We start from the raw sequence: 18,857 nt of genomic DNA on the forward strand, positions 1-18,857 counted from the left end.
GGGAAGGACAAGATGAAGTTTTTTCATACAGCGGATTGGCATTTAGGGAAGCTTGTTCACGGTGTATATATGACGGAAGATCAACGCGTTGTTTTAGAACAGTTTGTTCAAGCTGTAGAAGAAGAAAAACCAGATGCTGTAATTATTGCAGGGGATTTATATGATCGTGCAATTCCTCCAACAGAAGCAGTCGACTTATTAAATGATGTATTACAAAAAATAGTGATTGACTTACAAACACCTGTTATCGCAGTAGCAGGAAATCATGATAGCCCAGATCGCATTCATTTTGGTAGTGGGTTAATGAAAAAACAAGGGCTACATATTGTTGGTCAATTTCAATTTCCATATGAGCCAGTTATTTTACATGATGAGTATGGGGAAGTACATTTTCACTTAGTGCCATATGCTGATCCAAGTATTGTTAGACATATTATGAAAAATGAGGATATTCGTTCTCATGATGATGCGATGTGTATTTTTATAAATGAGCTGTCAGAGAGAATGGATAAAGAGGCAAGACATGTCTTTGTAGGACATGCATTTGTTACATCTTCGGGTGAACCAGAGGAAAATACGAGCGATGCAGAGCGTCCGCTTTCAATTGGTGGTGCCGAGTATGTAAATAGTCACTATTTTGACAAGTTTCATTACACAGCGCTTGGACATTTACATCAAGCGCATTTTGTTCGTAATGAAACCATTCGCTACTCTGGTTCACCGCTTGCATACTCTATTTCAGAAGAACGACATAAAAAAGGGTACTATATTGTGGAGATAGATGGAACAGGTAACGTTGAAATAGAAAAGCGTTTATTGATTCCTCGTCGTCAAATGCGTACAGTAGAAGCGAAAATAGATGATTTATTAAAACATCCAACAAGTGAAGACTATGTTTTTGTAAAGCTATTAGATGAAACACCAGTATTACAACCAATGGAAAAAGTTCGATCTGTATATCCAAATGCAATGCATGTTGAGCGTTCGATACAAAGACGAGAGCTTACAGAAACAGATGAAATCACTGTTTCTAGACATAAAATGGATGATATATCTTTATTAAAAGCTTTTTATAAAGAAATGAAGGGAACGGATTTATCCGAAGTAAAAGAACGTCTCTTCTTAGAAGTGTTACAAACAGTGCAGGAACGGGAAGGTGAACGAGGATGAGACCAATTCAGCTGACGATGACAGCATTTGGCCCATATAAACAGAGGGAAGTCATTGATTTTAGTGACTTAGGAGATCATCGTATTTTTGCAATTTCAGGAAATACTGGTGCAGGAAAGACGACAATTTTTGATGCAATTTGTTATGCGCTATATGGGGAAGCTAGCGGAGAAGAACGAAGTGATACAAGTATGCTACGCAGTCATTTTGCCGATGATAATGTATATACGAGTGTAGAATTGACATTTCAATTAAAAGGAAAACGATATGAGATAAAAAGACAACTTGGACATAAGAAAAAAGGAAATAAAACTGTGACGGGGCATGCAATTGAATTGTATGAAGTAGTCAACGGTGAGAAAAATCCATGTGTCGATCGTTTTCATGTGACAGATGTAAATAAAAAAGTTGAAGAGTTAATAGGTCTTAGTAAACATCAGTTTAGCCAAATTGTTATGCTTCCACAAGGAGAGTTTCGAAAACTATTAACATCTGAAACAGAGAATAAAGAAGAAATTCTGCGTCGTATTTTTAAAACGGATCGTTATAAATTAATGCGTGAATTACTAGATCAAAAGCGGAAACAGTGGAAAGACGTCTTGCAGGGGAAACAAAAAGAAAGAGAAATTTATTTCCGAAATACTTTTCAATTACCCGTTCGAGACGGTTCGCTATTAGAGATCTTAGTACAGCAAGAACATGTCAATACGCATCAAGTAATTGAAGCGCTAGAACAAGAAATGAGTTACTATGAAGCGGAAATTCGACAATTACAAGCGCAGCAAATCGCACAAACAAAGCAATTAAAAGAAATAGAAGAACATTTTCATACAGCAAAATCAACAAATGAAAAATTTCAAGATTTACAGCGAAAAAAAGAGCAACAACAAGCTTTAGAAGCAAGACGCGAACAAATTGAAATCGCAGAAAAACACTTTAAACGAGCAGAACAAGCAAAAAGATTACTACCGTTTGAACAATGGTATGAAGAAGCGCAGCAAAGTGAGCAGAATGCCCAGCGATCATTGAACCAAATAACTGTTCAGAAGGAAAAGACGGCTGAAGCATTTGCGCTTGCACAAAGAAAATATGAAGAATTAAAACAGAAAGAACCTGCGCGTGAGGAATTGAAACAAAATGTACAGAGGCTAGAAGAATTACAGCCCGTTATAACTTCGTTGGTAGAACAAAAATCAACAATGCAAAAAGCTGAGGCGCAGAGCGAGCGAATGAAAACGAATATTCAAAAGTTTGAACAACAGCTAGAAGTTCAGATTTCGCAAAAACAACAACTAACTAAGGAATTAAATCATTTAGAAATTGCGCTTGAACAATATGTAGAAAAAGTAGAAGAATTAACACATATGCGAGAAGATGCAAAAGTATTAAAGCAAGCATATGACGTTTGGGAAGAAAAAGAAAAATATGAGCAAGAAAAAAAGCAAGCGACTCAAAATATGGAGATTGCTGTTACAACATATGAAGAGATGGAGAGCCGCTGGTTAAATGAACAAGCAGGAATATTAGCGCTACATCTTCATGATGGAGAATCTTGTCCGGTATGCGGTAGTACAACACATCCAAATAAAGCAACAGAGCGAGGCGATTCCATTGATGAAAATCAACTGAATGAGCTGCGAGAAAAGAAAAATATTGCTGAAAAATCATATCTTCAATTAGCAGAAAAATGGAATTTCTACCGTCAGCAGTATGAACAAATAATTGAAGAAGTGAAAAAGCGTGGTTATCAACCAGAATCGTTAGTCGATACGTATCATGCGCTAGTACAAAAAGGAAAACAACGAGCGGCTGAAGTAAATAGATTAAAAGAAAGTGAAGAAAAGAGAAAACAACTTGCATTACATGTAAAAGAGTTAGAGGTACAATTAGAGGAAGTGCAGAAGGAAAAACGTGAGATGGAAATGACATATCACAGCATAGAGAAAGAATACATTGAGCTTCGAACATCTTATGAATATAATCAGCAAAAAATCCCTGAAAACTTACAAACATTTGAAGCATGGAAACAAAAACTGGATAGTGCAACGCAAGAGTTACGAACGATGGAAGATGAGTGGAAGAAAGGCCAAGACGCTTATCAACATTGGCAAAATGAATATGTGCGCATGCAAGCTGAATATGATAGTGCTGTGAAACAAGTAAACAATGCGAGAGAGAAGAGAGAAGAGACGTTTGCGCGTTTTGCAAACGAGCTTGAACAAGGTGGTTTTCCGGATCAATCTGCGTATAAAGAAGCAAAACGAACAGATACAGAAATAGCAGAATTACAACAAAAAATTAAAAGATATTATTCATCACTTGAAGTATTGGCGAAGCAAATTGAAGAATTAACAAATGAATTACAGGATAAAGAATGGATGGATATTATATCCATTGAAGAACAAATGAAAAAGTTAGATATTGAGCTTGATATTACAAAAGAAAAACGTCAGCGTGCACAAAGTGCCGTGGAATATATCTCTGACTTATATGAAAATATTAGACGAATTGACGAGCAAATTCGTGAGGAAGAAAAAGCTTTCCAAGAACTTGTTGATTTATATGAAGTAATGAAAGGGGATAATGAAAGCCGTATTTCCTTTGAGCGTTACATTTTAATTGAGTATTTAGAACAAATTGTTCATATTGCGAATGAAAGACTGCGTAAATTATCAAATGGACAGTTCTATTTAAAACGAAGCGAACGAGTGGAAAAGCGCAATCGTCAAAGCGGATTAGGATTAGACGTTTACGATGCATATACAGGTCAAACGCGCGACGTAAAAACGTTGTCTGGTGGAGAGAAATTTAACGCATCACTTTGTCTTGCGCTTGCAATGTCAGATGTAATCCAGGCATATGAAGGCGGAATTTCGATTGAAACGATGTTTATTGACGAAGGCTTTGGATCACTTGATGAAGAATCTCTTACAAAAGCAGTAGATGCACTCATCGACCTGCAAAAATCAGGGCGATTTATTGGTGTGATTTCACACGTACAAGAGCTGAAAAACGCAATGCCAGCTGTACTAGAAGTAACCAAGCAGAAGGATGGGTGTAGTCAGGCGAAGTTTATGGTGAAATAGTTTCGGTTTCATCAGTGGGGATGAAGAAAAGCCTCACTGATGAAAGTTTCACTTTATAGGATGAATAGGGTAGTTTGTATATTGAGAAATAAAAAACAAGGTTAAATTTGAGGAGAATAATAACAGTTGAAAAGTATAGAAAAAGAATCCCTGTAGCGACAGAGATTCAAGGGAAAGAGAAGTATGTTTTTTTGTGTGAATAACTACATCGAATGAAATCTTTTCGATAATAAAAGGATAACATGAACTTTCTGGTATTATAACCGGTAAATATAGCCAAAAACAGCTCTAGTAAGTAGTTATGTGTTATGTTTTTTACTGGAATGATTATCACATGATAGCTGTCTATATAAACGTTTATTAAGTTCAGTTTTTCTGATAATAAGATGAAGAGACTAGCAAATGAAGCAAGTCTCCTTCTTTTTAATAGGGATCAACGTACCCCTTTCATAAAGCTTTGGATTTTTGGTGAAAGTAAAAATAAAACAGCACTTAAAAGAATAGAGACCCCACCGATGACACCAAAGTATATAATTTCTGTTTCTGGGTTATATAGCGGTACAATTTGTGCATTAATTGCTTGCGCAGAAGCATTAGATAAAAACCATAAACTCATTGTTTGCGCAGAGAATGCTGCTGGCGCTAGCTTTGTTGTGGCAGAAAGTCCAACAGGTGATAAACATAATTCCCCGGTTACAACAAGAAGGAAGCTAAGCACTAACCATATTGGACTTACTAGTGATTCTGTACCATGCATGTATGCTGGAATAATCATAATTAGGAAAGAAATGCCTGCAAAAAATAGTCCGACTGAAAATTTCTTAGAAGTAGAAGGTTGACGATCTCCAAGTTTTATCCATAACCATGCAAATACTGGTGCCAATAAAACAACAAATAGTGGATTAAGGGATTGGAACCATGAAGATTGCAGTTCTAATCCAGCGAATTGTAATTGTGTACGCTCATCAGCATATCTTGCAAGAATAATAGAGCCTTGCTCCTGAATGGACCAAAACATAATACCTGCAATAAAAAGAGGTATGTATGCTAGAAGGCGTGAGCGTTCTACCTCAGTTGTTTTCGGACTTCGATACATGACATAAAAATAACAAGTTGGGATAATGATACCTAACAAACTTACAACCATGGTGAAGCGTTGTATTGTTAGGATACCAGTTGTAATTGTAATATATCCAATGATGATAATGACAAGAGCACCAATGCTGAGCCTTCCAAATACTTTTGTGCGTTCTTGAGGTGTTAAAGGGTTAGGGACTTGTGTGCCTGCTAAGCCAAGGTTTTTCTTTTTTGTTGTAACAAATACGATTAGGCCAATAAACATACCGATAGCTGCTGCACCAAAACCGAGATGGAAATTATACTGTTGTCCAATGGTACCAACGACTAAAGGAGAGAGAAGACCGCCTAAATTAATTCCCATATAAAAAATACTAAAACCTGAATCACGTCTTTTATCTTCGTCGCTATATAAGTCTCCTACAACACTTGATACATTTGGCTTTAATAATCCTGTCCCGATAACGATAAGCGCCATCGAGATAAAAAAGGCAGTAATGCTACCAGGAAAAGATAAAACAATATGACCGAACATAATAAAAACACCGCCGTAAAAAACCGTTCGGCTTGTCCCTAATAGACGATCGGCAATCCAGCCACCTATAATGCCTGACATATATACGAGTGAACCGTAGATGGCCATAATGGATGCAGCGGTTGCTTTATCAATTCCAAGTCCACCTTTTGATACTTCATAATACATATAAAAGAGTAGAATTGCTCTCATTCCATAGTAAGAAAAGCGCTCCCAAAATTCTGTGAAAAAGAGGGTGAATAAGCCTTTTGGATGACCGAAAAAGCCTTTCTGTGGGACGCTTTCAACTATGGATTTTTTATCTAACGTTGCCATAAAAAAATAAAACCTCCTAAAAATTTAAGTTATCTAAACATTTTAATTATACAAAAAATACCGAATTTAATAAAGTTTAATATTTTTCGCAAATGAATTAGGTCTATGTTTCCCTGAGAGATGGCGAAATGGTTTCGGGTGAAGGGCGGAAATGGGCAACGCAATCTATCCCAGATACATTTATACGGTATGAGGTGGTAAACAGCTCAATGCAGTAGAGTAACCATCGCATTGGACAATGGAAGCTAGAATTGTTAGACAGAAAACAAGCTATGTTGATAGTGGTGGTTTAGGAGTGTATGTTGACCATGGAAATGGAGTGGTTTCTCGTTATCTTTCTCTTAGTGAAATTTTTGTTGCACCTGGGCAAATGGTCACAAAAAGACAAGCGATTGGTATATTGGGTCGTCATTTTCACGAAATATGACAATCAATCTTGTAGTAAAAGCGTTAGAAAATGCTTATTATACACAGAAACCACCAGAAGGTCTTATTCTACATACTGACTTAGGAACTTAATATACAAGTCAGGAATTTCAAACCTTACTCGCGAGTTATAAAACTCTCTAAGCAATAGAAGATTTAGCTAAAAACTAGCTTAGATTTAACTTTTTTATGTCCAAAATATTGACTCAAATCCACTATGAAGCAGAAAATTTTAAAAAACATTGTTATGATTGAATAGTCCTAACAATGTTTTTGCTAATTTAGTTAAAGCACCACAATTTATATGTTATTAAATGTGATTTTTTATAATTGAAAATAAAAAAACGAAATATGAATGTTTTGTGAAGATGTTGAAAAATCAAACTTTATAACCTTATAATAAGAGTGTGTTAAAGAATACTAGTGTTACATAAAAGGAGGTTAAAAATTTGAATTATTGACTTCTGTGGTTCAAAACAAAAAAAGGAACATCTCAATTCATCAATAAATGAAGTACACTTCCTTTTGAATCGATGACTTTCAATAGACGAAAAAAAGTTTTTTACCCCATTTTGTGTCGTATCGACGAGCCTTCGGGAACTGTAAAATTAACTACACTACACTCTACTTAAATCCATGAAAAACAGACTCAGGGAGAATGGAAAAGTAATTCACTTTTATGAAACTTCTAAGAAACTTCAACTACGTGCCAAAGTAATTCAATCTAATACTAAAATATATACAGTTTGTGCCACACCTTTACTTCCAGTTGCAGACGTACATCATAAGAATCCATAGAACTTTTCGCAAAATATATGTAATTATACTGAAAAAGAGCGTAATAAAATTCATGAGAATCTTAAATTTATACCTCAAGATGTATTAAAACAGTTCCTCACAACATATTCCTCAAATAAGAGTATTGAGTACAATGACAACAGCATATCAAGGTATATCGCACAATATGGAAAGTGCTACGTAACAGAAGAAGTCTTTTTAATCCTGTTCTGGAAGAGTAGCAAGTCCTATGAAATCATGTTGTAAACAATAGACTTTATTAATCGATACATTGGCCGATAAGATATTTAGTTAATTATATTAGTTTAATTTATCTTTTTGAATTGTTCATCAAGATGTTGATGAATGGGAGAAGAGCTGAGGAATCATGAGTGAAATGAATCAAGTAAAAGAAAATGTGTTATCAGCAACGAGTAGTGAAGAACAGCTGTACTTTTTGTGGAGCAAGCTTGCTATCAAAGAATTATACACAGAAACGTGGGCTTTTAAGCTGGAAAAGGTAATTGATTTATTCAGATTTATTGTAAAGAGATTGAGCAGCTACCGAATAGAATCAAGCCGTACCAGCCGATTCAAGAGCTGCGTACAGGGTTTACGCAGACATTTGAGTCGGATTATGCCAGTGTTGAACGTGTCGTCCGGTTTTGTGCAGAGAATAAGATATCGGTTTTTTCTTTTATTTAGGTTGTTTTTATTCATTTATTTGAATATACAGCGATGAAAAGTAGATGAATATCGGTATTCCATATGCTAATCGGCAGTCGGCTGAGGAGCAACAGGCTTTGGGGTATTTTGTTAATACTTTACCTTTCAACTTAGAACAGCAAATCCGGCTAGTTATTATCGCGGGATTCAATGGGAAATATTTCGGTTGTCGGCTTTTCAGGAGATTTCTTTGTCAGAAGTTTTAAGAGGTTATAAAAGAGAGTCAAAACTTTTTCATACAGTTTTTAGCTATCAAGAATCAAAGGGATTTGAAGGAATTGTGGAGGAAAAAAATATCAGTCAGCTTGGGGCAGAATTTGAACTGACAGGAAACATCAAAAAATTCGGCGACAGAGTCTTTTGCGAACTGGAATTTTCTGATGAAACATGGACACCGGAAGAGAGAATTTATTTTGCTGATATCTTTAGTACTGGTTGCTTCAGTCTCTTCAACAAGACTTAGCAGAGCTTATTGCAGCTATGTTGCCTTCTCAAAACAAGAAAATACTTGCAGGAACTAAAAAAGAATTTGATTCTTTTACAAATATTTTTGAAAGATTCTTAGCGGTCAGTCAGCTAAAAAGTAACAATTCCGCACTGATTAAAAATGATGAAGTACTCACTTATAAAGAGCTGGCGGACAAAGCAGAATTTTTCTCAAATGCATTGGAGAATCTAGTGCTCAATAAATTTGTTTTAAAGGAAACCATTTCTATATACATGAAATTTTTGAGCAACCGGATACAATGAAAAAGTTACTTTTAGGTGACTCAAAAGGTGTCTGAAGACAAGTGAGAAAACTTCAGTTTTCTCACTTCTTGCTAAAAAGATTGGAGGAAAAGCATGCTAACTATAAAAAATTTAAGAAAGATTTATAAAGGATCAACAAAAGGAATTCAGGATCTGTCTTTAACGATAGAGCCAGGAGATATCTGTGCATTTATCGGTTCAAACGGTGCAGGAAAAACAACAACACTAAAATCAATTGTCGGCATCCATCCTTATGACCATGGACAAATTGTTCTTAATGATATCGATTTACAGAAAAATCCTAAGAAATTCAAAACCATGATCGGTTACTCTCCAGATAACCCAGATATCTATGAGAATTTACGTGGCTATGAATATCTTAATTTTATCGGCTCAATGTATGGTGTGCCTCAAAAAATCTTTGAGAAGGAGGTTGAATACCTATCTGAGCAGTTAGATTTAAAGGAAGGATTAAGCCAGTTGATTTCAAACTATTCTCATGGGATGAAGCAACGTTTAGTATTGATTTCGATTTTTCTTCACAGCCCAGATTTGATCGTTTTGGATGAACCCTTCGTTGGTTTAGATCCAAATGCTTCTTACTTTTTAAAAAATGAATTGCAAAAACGCGCAGCTGAAGGAGCAAAAATAATTTACTCCACCCATGTTTTAGAGGTAGCCGAAAAAATTTGTAATCGAGCAGTGCTGATTGATAATGGTCAAGTAAAAGTGAATGGTCTGATGGAGGAGCTGGTAGCTCAGGAATCACTAGAGGAGTTATTCAGGAGGGTGACTGTTCATGAAGAGTAAGACAATGAAACTGATTCGATTACGTTTAAGAAATCAACTTGGATTATCTAAGCTTTCTGATAATGACATTTCAGCGAAGACCCACGCTATGATTACGAATATTGGATATTTAACAGCGTTTGTCTTAGTACTAGGTTACGTTGTTACATTGCCTTATCAGATGAACCAGCTAGAAATGGTCAATCCGTATATATTTTCATTGCTGTTTTGGGTTTTTGGGATTTGGACGCTATTGTCTGGTGTCAAAAATGTTCTAGTTGGATTTGATCATGATCAGATCTTTGTCTTGCCTATAGAAGAGTGGCAGGCAAAGCTTTTGAATATTTTTTCCCAGATTATGATGCAGACTGTACTTTGTGCGATGGTTCTGTTTGTAGCTCAAATCCCAATGTTTCTGATGCATCCGTTTCCATTGATAAATTTGCTTGTTGTAGGAATTTACGCTGCTATTACGCCTTTACTGGCTGTCGGGATTAGTGTTACCGTTTCATTGCTGGTCAAATTGTTTGTTACTTTATTGAAAATAAAGAGCAATTTGGTAGAAGCTGTTTTGACTTTGTTGATATTTATTTCACCTTTACTGTATGGTTATGCAAGATATTCTCCTTTCGATGCAAAGGCTGGTGTGATAAATACATCGTTTTTAAGATATTCTCTGTTGGAAGAACTCGACGGCGGTCAGTGGTTAAAGATATTCGTTTTCTTTATCGGAGTAATCGGCGTTTTTAGTCTTCTATGTTTTGTGATTGCGAAAAAATACACTCAGGTTGTTCAGCTTATCGGCGTGAAAACAACAGCAGTCAAGCGTTATTCATTAAAGGTTAGTCCGGTATTGACAGCTCTTTTTAAAAAAGAAGCCAGTCGCTATTTTTCATCATTTTCTTATGTGATAAATACAATTTTAGCCCCTTGTGCGTTGCTGCTTGTAGCTGTGGGTTTAGGGTTTGGGATCTTCCCGAAGTTGTATTCTCTTGTCTTTGAGGATCTGGATTTGACATTATCTAGTCAATTTATCTATTATGTCATTTTTATTGCCTGCGCGACTTTGACAACAACTACATCATGTGGCTTTTCTTTTGAAGGAAAAAATGTCTGGATTATTCAAAGTCTGCCTATATCAATTACAGAATTGAGTATTGCCAAAGGATTATTGAATATCCTGTTGTTTGTGCCAGGATTGATAGTTGCAGTGATAGATTGTTGGAGCGTCTTTGGCTTAAGGGGGGCGGATTTTCTTGGACATTCCCTGTTGTTATTTGTAAATGTGATATTCATATCGGTGGTGGGACTGTTTATCAATTTGAAATTCCCAAATTTCAACTGGACAAATGAAATGGTTGTTGTAAAACAAGGGATGTCAACAATCATTACCGCAGTAATCAGTATAGTTCTAATCACTTTATCAGCTGTACTGCTACTGTTTCTGGGAATAACGGGTATTTGTTCTCTTTTAACAATAGAAATCCTGGTAATTATTTTCCTGACAGTTCAGATTAAAAAATTTGGTTATTTGTAGGAGGTTCTTATGAAGACGCAAGAATATAGTTTACTTACTGAATATAACGATACATCCGAAGTATTTGAATTTTTTCGCCTTGATGAATTATTAAAGAATTCGAGTGAAAGATTCGGCAACAAAACAGCAATTATTGATAAGGATCAGGAAATCACCTATAAAACTTTTTATGAAGAGGTGTCACAACTAGCAGCAGAAATCACCTGTGAAAATCAGCCTGTAGGGATTATCGCAAGAAGGTCGATTCAATCAGTGATTCAAATCTTCGCAGTGCTGCAGGCCGGAAATTACTATATTCCAATCGACCCGAATTATCCTCAGGAAAAAATCGATTATATTGTAGCTAAAACCAATGCCCGTCTGCTTTTGGATGGAAACCGAATCACTTGGCTCCATCAGGAGGACGTTGAAGTGCCGTTCGACCAAAAAGTAAAACCCGGTGACCGTGTTGCTTATGTCATTTTCACTTCCGGTAGTACAGGCTTGCCGAAAGGGGTAGTGGAAACACATTATCAGGTGATGAATACATTATGGGATTTAAAGAAACGTTTATCCTTAGATGAAAATGATAATTTTCTTTGTCTTGCTTCTTTCAATTTCGATTTATCAGTTTTTGATATTTTCGGATCCGTGTTTGTAGGAGGTACTTTGTATATTGCAGAAGATCAGCGTGATTTTGCAACGATAAAAAATGTCATTGAAAAGCATAATATCACAATTTGGAATTCTGTTCCAAGTGTACTCGATTATTTCTTAAAAGAAATCGAACTGTCAGAAGCTGCCATGAACAAGCTAAGGGTCTGTATGATGAGTGGAGATTATGTTTCGACTGAACTTTCTAAAACAGTATTGAATACCTTTCCGAATAGTCAGACTTACAGCTTAGGTGGCGCAACAGAATGTTCTATTTGGTCAATTCTTTATTTGATAACAAAAGAAAATCTGTTTGATTATCCATATATCCCTTATGGATATCCAATGGCTAACCAGCGAATCTATATTCTAAATGAGGATATGACTCTGGCTGCCCCAGGTAAGGTCGGTCAGATTGCGATTGTAGGCGCTGGTGTTGCTCTAGGCTATATTGGGGATGAGATAAAAACTAATGTTACCAAGCATTGTCTAGGGGGAATTGTCAAAAGCATGAAGTGGCTTTAGTTGTTTCTAGTGAAAGGCGATCTTTTTTGAACAAATAAGTATGAAATAATTGCTTTTATTAAAGAGTTGTTATAAAAGCGTAGATCAATATATAGGGATGATAGTTGTCGGCATGAACCAAGTCCGCTCTGTGTGTGATGTTTTAGTTAACTAGAATTAGATAATAAAGTTGAACATAAAAATGAGAAAAAACAGGGAGGAATATATATGACTGAAGAAGTAGCTAATCTATTTGGGATTTCACTGGAATTAGCCAAATTAATTCTGCCATTGCTGTTTGTTCACTTTTTTCTTGCATTGATTGCATTGGTTGATTTAATAAAAAACTGGAAGGCTAGAATTGTTCCTTTTTTATGGATTATCGTTGTTGTAGTATTTAGTTTTATTGGGCCAGTTCTGTACTTTATTATCGGGAGGAAGCGAAAATATGAAAATGGCTACCGGTAATTATGAATTGGAAGTAAAAATGGAACATCTCACCAAGAAATTCAAAGAACATGTTGCTGTTGATGATTTTTCATTAACGATTAACAAAGGAGACTGTATTGGACTTATTGGACCAAACGGAGCTGGGAAAACGACTCTTTTGAGAATGGTTTCAGGGATTTTAAAGGAAGACAGTGGAGATGTTCTTTTAAATAATAAACCTATTGAAAAGCAGAGACATTTAATTGGCTATTTGCCTCAATATCCTCATTTTTATGATTGGATGACAGCTGAAGAAGTTCTGGCATTTAATTCTAAATTATTCGGAATGAGCAATGAGGAGATGCGCCAACGGATTCCAGAAGTTCTAGAATTAGTGGGCCTGGTCGGCTGTGAAAAAAGAAAAGTAACTGGTTTTTCAGGAGGGATGAGACAACGGTTGGGAATTGCTCAGGCTGTTATTCACAAACCTTGCTTTGTTATTTTGGATGAACCTGTTTCCGCACTTGATCCAATTGGGCGAAGAGAAGTATTGGATTTAATTGAAGTAATAAAAGTAGATACAACTGTCATCTTTTCAACCCATATCTTAAGCGATGCACAGGAAAGCTGTAATCGATTCTGTGTGTTGAAAAAGGGGAAAAAAATAGAGGATTTTTATTATGCTGATCTGCAAAAAAAACACGACAAGAACTCGCTATCTATAGAATTGAAAGAGCCTAATTCAAGCTGGATTGGTTATTTAAAGAAACTTGAAGTTATTAATAAGGTAGTTGAAATGAATAACTCGGTTTATCTGGAATCACTGAGCAGTAATCAAAACTGGACTCGCCTTGTATTAGAGAGTATTAACGAATACAATGTAGAGTTTTTGAAAATCGATGTGGGCAAATTCTCATTGGAAGAGTATTTTATGGAGTTAGTAGGTGGAACGATTGCGTAATTTATTAGTTTTGTTAAAAAAAGAGTGGACAGAATGTATTAGAGACTATAAGGTAGTATGGTTGCCGCTGGTTTTTATAGGGGTTGGCATCATGCAGCCACTGACTATGAAACTGCTGCCGGAAATGATTGGAGAAAGTAGTGGGCTGATGATCGATCCGAATGCCAAAATTGCCACGGGGAATGAAATTTATGCCGGTGTTTTTGGACAGTTGAATCAATTCGGACTGTTGATTTCGGCTATCCTGCTGATGGGTTGCATCGTAAAAGAAGAACAAAGCGGGATTTTGGATACTTTGTTCTCAAAGCCAATCAATACAGGCAACTATCTGGTCAGTAAATACTTATCAAATATTGTGCTTATGTTGGTAAGTATTGTCATTGGCTCCTTTGCGGGCGTTTATTATACAAATATTTACTACAGTCCAGTCGATATGGATTTGTATATAAAAGCGCTGTTGATTTATAGCGTATGGTTTCTTTTCGTTATTAGTTTAGGAGTGACTGCTAGCGCGGTAGTCAAAACACAGATCCAGGCAGCAGCAATCACAGTGATTATTCCTACTATACTGATGATTATCGGCAACTATTCAAATCCTGTGTTAGATGCTGTTCTTCCAAGCAGTCTAAGTAATAAGGCTGTGTCAATCATGTTAGGACAGCCGTTAGTCGGCGGATGGGAATGGAATGTTCTTATTACAATCCTTATTATCATCGGATTGTATGTACTTGCTTATTCAAGAATGAGATACAAGCGAAGAGGCTAGCTTAAAATTTGACAGAACGATTTGTCGGATTTTTATAGGGTCACTGGAATATAAAAGGGAAAATAAAGATGTTGAGCCAGCAGTCATATAGATTGTTGGCTCAGCATTTGCTTTTACTAGCTGTTATAGTGTTTGCTTATTGAAATTTGTCAGTAAATCGGATAAATTGATTTGTTCAATTGATTGTATGGCTTTCACAGAGTAGCATACTGCTAATCAAGAAAAGCTGGAATCCGTGTGAAAGAATCGGTTACAAACTTCATTAGAAAAGAAATTAAAGTTAAAGGGAAACCAAGAGAAGTCAGCAATCGACCGACCTTGGAAGAGGAATTTTCTAGGGTTTAGCTTTACGCTGGGGAAAGAAGTGAAGATTAGAATCTCCAACGAAAGTAAGAAACGAGTGAAGAAGAAAATTCGAGATCTCACAGCGAGATTAAAATCTATATCAACGGAACAAAGAATTGAGAAACTCAATCAATATCTAATTGGTTGGTGAGGATATGATGCATTAAGCGACACGCCGTCCATATGTAAAGAACGAGACAAGTGGATTCGAAGAAGGTTCCGAATGGTTATGTGGAAATAATGGAAATTACCAAGGACAAGGAGAAAGAAACTCCAATCTTTTGGTATCGCCAAACAGACAGCATACGAATGGAGTCATTCTAGAAAACAATAATGGAGAATCTCAAAAAGTCCAATTCTACAAAGACCCCTAGACAATTCGTATTGGGAAAGTCTAGGGGTCAGAAGTTTGAGTAATAGATATTCAATGATTCGTCAGACTTAATTGAACCGCTGTATACAGAATCGTACGTACGGTGGTGTGAGAGGTCGAGGGGGAATCACCCTCTCCTACTCGATTATCTTAGTATTAAAAAGTTTTACCATGTTCTTTAAGCTCATATTGTGAAATACTCGATTTTTGCATAAAAGTTTTACCATGTTCTGCTTGCAATGTGTTTGAAGGAGTATCACTTATAAAGCCTACCAATAATAATGTTAATCCAACTGAAATACCAAAGAATTTAAATGTTTTTTTCATTATTTTAGGCCTCTGGTTCTTTTTTTATAATTGTACCAAAATTAATAATAATTAGTTATTGATGTGAATATTTCTCAACAAAATACTATTGATTTTTTTAGGAGATATTTGTTATTTACTTTGTTTTCTATTTCTCCTTTTTTGGCCCAATATCAGCATTACTGTAACCAGGGGGAAAGTAAATACTTAACGTTTCTTCTTTTTAAAAGGTATGTAGGTTAAAATTAAACATGTAAAACATATGATAAAAATGATAAGTTGCTTCATTATCTTTCCCTCTCACACTTTTTTCCATCTCTAATTAAGTATAGCAGAAATGAATTCTAAAGGGGGACAGCCAATAAAACTAGGTTAAGGACTATTTTCACGGTAACAATACTGTAGATTTTCTGTATAAAGCATGAAATGATATCTAAATGTACAATATTTATACTTTTGGTGACGTGACCCCATGCACATCAACTTAAGAATATTTATTATCCCCAAGTGCAAATAAGGTTGCTGCGTAAAAAAAGAAAAAGAACTTCTGATGTTTGAAAAATGAATTAAAGAAGGACCCATAAATCATACCTTTTTCAGATGTTAATACGCAAGGAAAATTCATTTATTAATTAAATAGCTCTCTTGGAATCATTTTTTTTGATTCTCGAATCGTAAAAAAATAAATAGGTATTTTTTCTATTGGTACTTCTTTAATTGGTTCTAAGTTACCATTACAAATGGGTAAAAAAGCTAATCCCTTTCCTTGGGCAATAAATTCCTTAATAAGTGAATAAGAATCTAGTTGCTGAAGCTGCTTTTGAGAAAGGTTATTCTTCTTTATGAATTCGATTGTATAATTTCTAAAGGGACATTGTTTATCATGGCTAACAAAAAAGAATTCCTTTGAATATTCAATATTGGATAATCCTTTTGCTTTTAGTAAACCCATAGAAATTGTTGAACTAAATGCTTTTTGAAATACTGGATCAGAGTAATCCTCATAAGTTATGACCATATCAACTCTTTGTTTCTTTAATAGTTGGTGCAAATAATTATTACTTTCCATATATATTTGATAATTCCTGAAATTTTCTTTGATACGTATACTTAAATAATCTGACAAAATAGACTGTGACGTTGCTATTCGATAAGAAGCGTCACTCATTTTAACTTCATTTTTGGCTTCCTCTATTAGATTTAATATTTTATTAGTATAATCTAACAAAATATCGCCTGATGGCAATAGGGAAACACCTTTGTTATTTCTATGTAGTAGTGGTGTTTCTAATTCTTGTTCTAATCTTTTAATTCGTTCAGTTACATTTGGTTGAACATAACCTAATTCTTTTGCAGCCTTACTAATTGACCCTTCACTTACTACAGTTTTAAATATGATAAGATCATTGATTTCCATTCATTTCAACCCCTTATTAGGTATCATTATAAATGATATAGAGCATCATTTATACCTATTTTACACTGTCTTAATGCCAAACTATTATAATATATATAATATCGAAAGTGAGTGATAAACATGATTGGGATGCAATATAAGATTATTTTGCCAAAAGATTATGATATGGAGATTATTAGACAAAGGGTAAAACAGAATGGGCATAAAACAGATGGGTTTCAAGGGCTGAATTTTAAGGTTTATTTAATTACTGAGGCTGTGGAAAATAAGAATCTATATAATTCTTATGCCCCATTATATATTTGGAATAACCATGAGGGAATGAACAAATTTATCTTTGATGGTTTTTATGACAATATTTTAGAATCCTTTGGATGGCAACAAATTAATATTGGTGTTCCTTTATCTATTCATTTGGATAAAAATTTTAATAATAGTAGATATGTTGTTGAATATACAGGGAATATTTCTAAAAGTAAATCGTTAAGTCGAATTCTATTGAATACCAATAATCAATATGTGAACAATGCAGAAAAAAGTTTGGGGAATGTATTAGTGTATAATCCCGATAAATGGGGCTATAGTCAATTTAGTTTTTATCGAGAAAAACCAGAATTTAACTCACTAGACAACCTTAAATTATATGAAGTTTTATATATATCACAATAGAAATTAATCTCAAAAACGATACAATAAGAAAAGGAATGAGAATATATGCCTTTTGTTAACGTTTACTATCCTAAAGGTCTTTTGAAGAAAGAAGAATTAAAAAAGGTGAGTAATAGTATTCACCATTCGTTGATTGAATATTTTGAAATACCTAAAAATGATTATTTTCAAATGTTTTTTCCCTACTCTTCTAATCGATTTTTTTATGATTCGGATTATCTGTTAGAAGGAGAGGAAAAGAGAACAGAAAACATGATGTACGTTTCCATTACATGTGGGCCAGGAAGAACGATAAATCAGAAAAAGAGGTTGTATAAGTCTATATCAAAAGCTATTTCTAATCATTTAAGCATCTCTACAGCTGATATTTTTATTATATTAAACGAGACATCGGCTGAAAACTGGTCATTTGGTCAAGGAGTAGTGCAATTGGCTAATATGAAGGAGGGAAAAGAATAGTGAATGATCGTATCGAATCCAATATACCAAAGAAAATGCGGGAAATGGCTCCTGATTTTGTTGAGTATAGTGAAAATATACTATTTGACAAAATATGGAGAAATCCTACTTTAACATCTAGAGAAAGAAGTTTATGTACATTATCTGCTCTCATTAGTATAGGTAATACTGAACAATTGCCATTTCATCTACAATTAGCTGAAAAAAATGGAATTAGCGAAAAGGAAATTATTGCTTTGATAACACATATGGCATTTTACGTTGGATGGCCTAAAGCTGCCTCTTCATTAAATCTAATAATCAATTAAATATGAAAATTTAATAATTAGCATGACTTTGAACGCTCTTGTGCTAAAGGATATGGCAATAACTTAATATTCATAATAATCTATTATTTGAAGTTGTAGCATAAAATACAATTCTGTTAGGAATATATACATTTTAGTGGCTTTCATTTTATTTTTATATTAGAACCATAATGAATACGAGAGGGGACATTATGGATACATTATTAAAAAATAAAATTACTTAGTAAACAAGAACCAAAAACATTAGAGCAAATGGTTTTAAAATTAACCGAAGAGGCTGGTGAGACATCTCAAGCACTAAAAGTAAACGGCAGTGAATATAGGAAATTAGAAATGAATGATGTCAAGGAAGAGTGTATAGATGTGATTCTCGTATCACTCGCTTTATTTTATAAACTAACGGAAAATGAATGGAGAAAAAAATGAAAAAGTGGGAGAATGGAATGCGATAAATACTATTTTTGAAACTACTAGCATGAACTAGTAGTTTTTGTTTTTA

At 34.8% G+C, this 18,857-nt stretch carries 17 protein-coding genes and 4 pseudogenes; 18 read left to right on the forward strand and 3 right to left on the reverse strand.

What is annotated here, in order from left to right:
- Positions 1-12: 12 nt before the first annotated feature.
- Together BCER98_RS08995 and BCER98_RS09000 are read left to right on the forward strand one after the other, a co-directional pair.
- Entirely contained in the window at positions 13-1,170 is a 1,158-nt protein-coding gene (locus tag BCER98_RS08995; RefSeq protein WP_012094226.1) for an exonuclease SbcCD subunit D, read from the forward strand.
- A complete protein-coding gene (locus BCER98_RS09000; RefSeq protein WP_012094227.1) occupies positions 1,167-4,256 on the forward strand; it encodes an AAA family ATPase in 3,090 nt (1,029 codons plus the stop codon). Before BCER98_RS08995 ends, BCER98_RS09000 begins: the two co-directional genes overlap by 4 nt.
- Positions 4,257-4,689: 433 nt before the next feature.
- On the opposite strand, the gene BCER98_RS09005 is transcribed toward BCER98_RS09000, so the two are convergent.
- Entirely contained in the window at positions 4,690-6,183 is a 1,494-nt protein-coding gene (locus BCER98_RS09005) for a peptide MFS transporter (RefSeq protein WP_012094228.1), read from the reverse strand.
- Between the two features lie 232 nt (positions 6,184-6,415).
- Between BCER98_RS09005 and BCER98_RS21755 the strand changes: the two are divergent.
- The 12 genes and pseudogenes from BCER98_RS21755 to BCER98_RS23685 all read left to right on the forward strand — a co-directional run.
- A pseudogene (locus BCER98_RS21755) lies at positions 6,416-6,589 on the forward strand (M23 family metallopeptidase); the annotation flags it as partial.
- Positions 6,583-6,699: pseudogene (locus tag BCER98_RS22170) on the forward strand (IS3-like element ISBce13 family transposase); the annotation flags it as partial. The pseudogenes BCER98_RS21755 and BCER98_RS22170, both read left to right, overlap by 7 nt.
- A gap of 522 nt (positions 6,700-7,221) precedes the next feature.
- Positions 7,222-7,599 (forward strand): annotated as a pseudogene (locus tag BCER98_RS23680) (group II intron reverse transcriptase/maturase); the annotation flags it as partial.
- 703 nt (positions 7,600-8,302) lie between these two features.
- Positions 8,303-8,575 carry a hypothetical protein gene (locus BCER98_RS09015; protein WP_041809708.1) on the forward strand — a complete coding sequence of 91 codons (273 nt, stop codon included), beginning with the start codon at positions 8,303-8,305 and terminating at the stop codon, positions 8,573-8,575.
- 17 nt (positions 8,576-8,592) lie between these two features.
- On the forward strand, positions 8,593-8,862 hold the full coding sequence (locus BCER98_RS09020) for a hypothetical protein (protein WP_148206132.1): 270 nt from the start codon (positions 8,593-8,595) through the stop codon (positions 8,860-8,862).
- Between the two features lie 93 nt (positions 8,863-8,955).
- Positions 8,956-9,672 carry an ABC transporter ATP-binding protein gene (locus tag BCER98_RS09025; protein ID WP_012094232.1) on the forward strand — a complete coding sequence of 239 codons (717 nt, stop codon included), beginning with the start codon at positions 8,956-8,958 and terminating at the stop codon, positions 9,670-9,672.
- A complete protein-coding gene (locus BCER98_RS09030; protein WP_012094233.1) occupies positions 9,662-11,188 on the forward strand; it encodes a hypothetical protein in 1,527 nt (508 codons plus the stop codon). The genes BCER98_RS09025 and BCER98_RS09030 overlap by 11 nt, the downstream gene beginning before the upstream one ends.
- A 9-nt stretch (positions 11,189-11,197) precedes the next feature.
- Positions 11,198-12,346 carry an AMP-binding protein gene (locus tag BCER98_RS09035; RefSeq protein ID WP_012094234.1) on the forward strand — a complete coding sequence of 383 codons (1,149 nt, stop codon included), beginning with the start codon at positions 11,198-11,200 and terminating at the stop codon, positions 12,344-12,346.
- A 207-nt stretch (positions 12,347-12,553) separates the two neighbouring features.
- On the forward strand, positions 12,554-12,793 hold the full coding sequence (locus BCER98_RS09040) for a PLD nuclease N-terminal domain-containing protein (protein ID WP_012094235.1): 240 nt from the start codon (positions 12,554-12,556) through the stop codon (positions 12,791-12,793).
- Positions 12,774-13,715 (forward strand): ABC transporter ATP-binding protein, encoded by a 942-nt coding sequence (locus BCER98_RS09045; RefSeq protein WP_012094236.1) that lies wholly within the window; start codon positions 12,774-12,776, stop codon positions 13,713-13,715. Before BCER98_RS09040 ends, BCER98_RS09045 begins: the two co-directional genes overlap by 20 nt.
- Complete coding sequence (locus BCER98_RS09050; RefSeq protein ID WP_041809712.1) at positions 13,708-14,481, forward strand: ABC transporter permease; 774 nt, start codon at positions 13,708-13,710, stop codon at positions 14,479-14,481. The genes BCER98_RS09045 and BCER98_RS09050 overlap by 8 nt, the downstream gene beginning before the upstream one ends.
- A gap of 216 nt (positions 14,482-14,697) precedes the next feature.
- Positions 14,698-15,271, forward strand: a pseudogene (locus BCER98_RS23685) (group II intron maturase-specific domain-containing protein); the annotation flags it as partial.
- 84 nt (positions 15,272-15,355) lie between these two features.
- On the opposite strand, the gene BCER98_RS22470 reads toward BCER98_RS23685, so the two are convergent.
- Together BCER98_RS22470 and BCER98_RS09055 are read right to left on the reverse strand one after the other, a co-directional pair.
- Positions 15,356-15,526 carry a hypothetical protein gene (locus tag BCER98_RS22470; protein WP_167527339.1) on the reverse strand — a complete coding sequence of 57 codons (171 nt, stop codon included), beginning with the start codon at positions 15,524-15,526 and terminating at the stop codon, positions 15,356-15,358.
- A gap of 607 nt (positions 15,527-16,133) precedes the next feature.
- On the reverse strand, positions 16,134-16,922 hold the full coding sequence (locus BCER98_RS09055; RefSeq protein ID WP_012094238.1) for a LysR family transcriptional regulator: 789 nt from the start codon (positions 16,920-16,922) through the stop codon (positions 16,134-16,136).
- 120 nt (positions 16,923-17,042) lie between these two features.
- Here BCER98_RS09055 and BCER98_RS09060 point away from each other — a divergent pair, with 120 nt between their 5' ends.
- The 4 genes from BCER98_RS09060 to BCER98_RS09075 all read left to right on the forward strand — a co-directional run bounded on the left by BCER98_RS09060 (position 17,043) and on the right by BCER98_RS09075 (position 18,784).
- On the forward strand, positions 17,043-17,591 hold the full coding sequence (locus BCER98_RS09060; RefSeq protein ID WP_012094239.1) for a DUF4865 family protein: 549 nt from the start codon (positions 17,043-17,045) through the stop codon (positions 17,589-17,591).
- Positions 17,592-17,636: 45 nt separating this feature from the next.
- Positions 17,637-18,050: a tautomerase family protein gene (locus BCER98_RS09065; RefSeq protein ID WP_012094240.1), complete on the forward strand. Its 414-nt coding sequence runs from the start codon at positions 17,637-17,639 to the stop codon at positions 18,048-18,050.
- Complete coding sequence (locus tag BCER98_RS09070) at positions 18,050-18,358, forward strand: carboxymuconolactone decarboxylase family protein (RefSeq protein WP_012094241.1); 309 nt, start codon at positions 18,050-18,052, stop codon at positions 18,356-18,358. Before BCER98_RS09065 ends, BCER98_RS09070 begins: the two co-directional genes overlap by 1 nt.
- Positions 18,359-18,610: 252 nt before the next feature.
- Positions 18,611-18,784, forward strand: coding sequence for a nucleoside triphosphate pyrophosphohydrolase family protein (locus tag BCER98_RS09075; protein ID WP_012094242.1), 174 nt, complete (start codon positions 18,611-18,613; stop codon positions 18,782-18,784).
- Positions 18,785-18,857: the final 73 nt, after the last annotated feature.

The organism is Bacillus cytotoxicus NVH 391-98 (genome assembly GCF_000017425.1).
GTDB classification, from domain to species: Bacteria; Bacillota; Bacilli; order Bacillales; family Bacillaceae_G; genus Bacillus_A; species Bacillus_A cytotoxicus.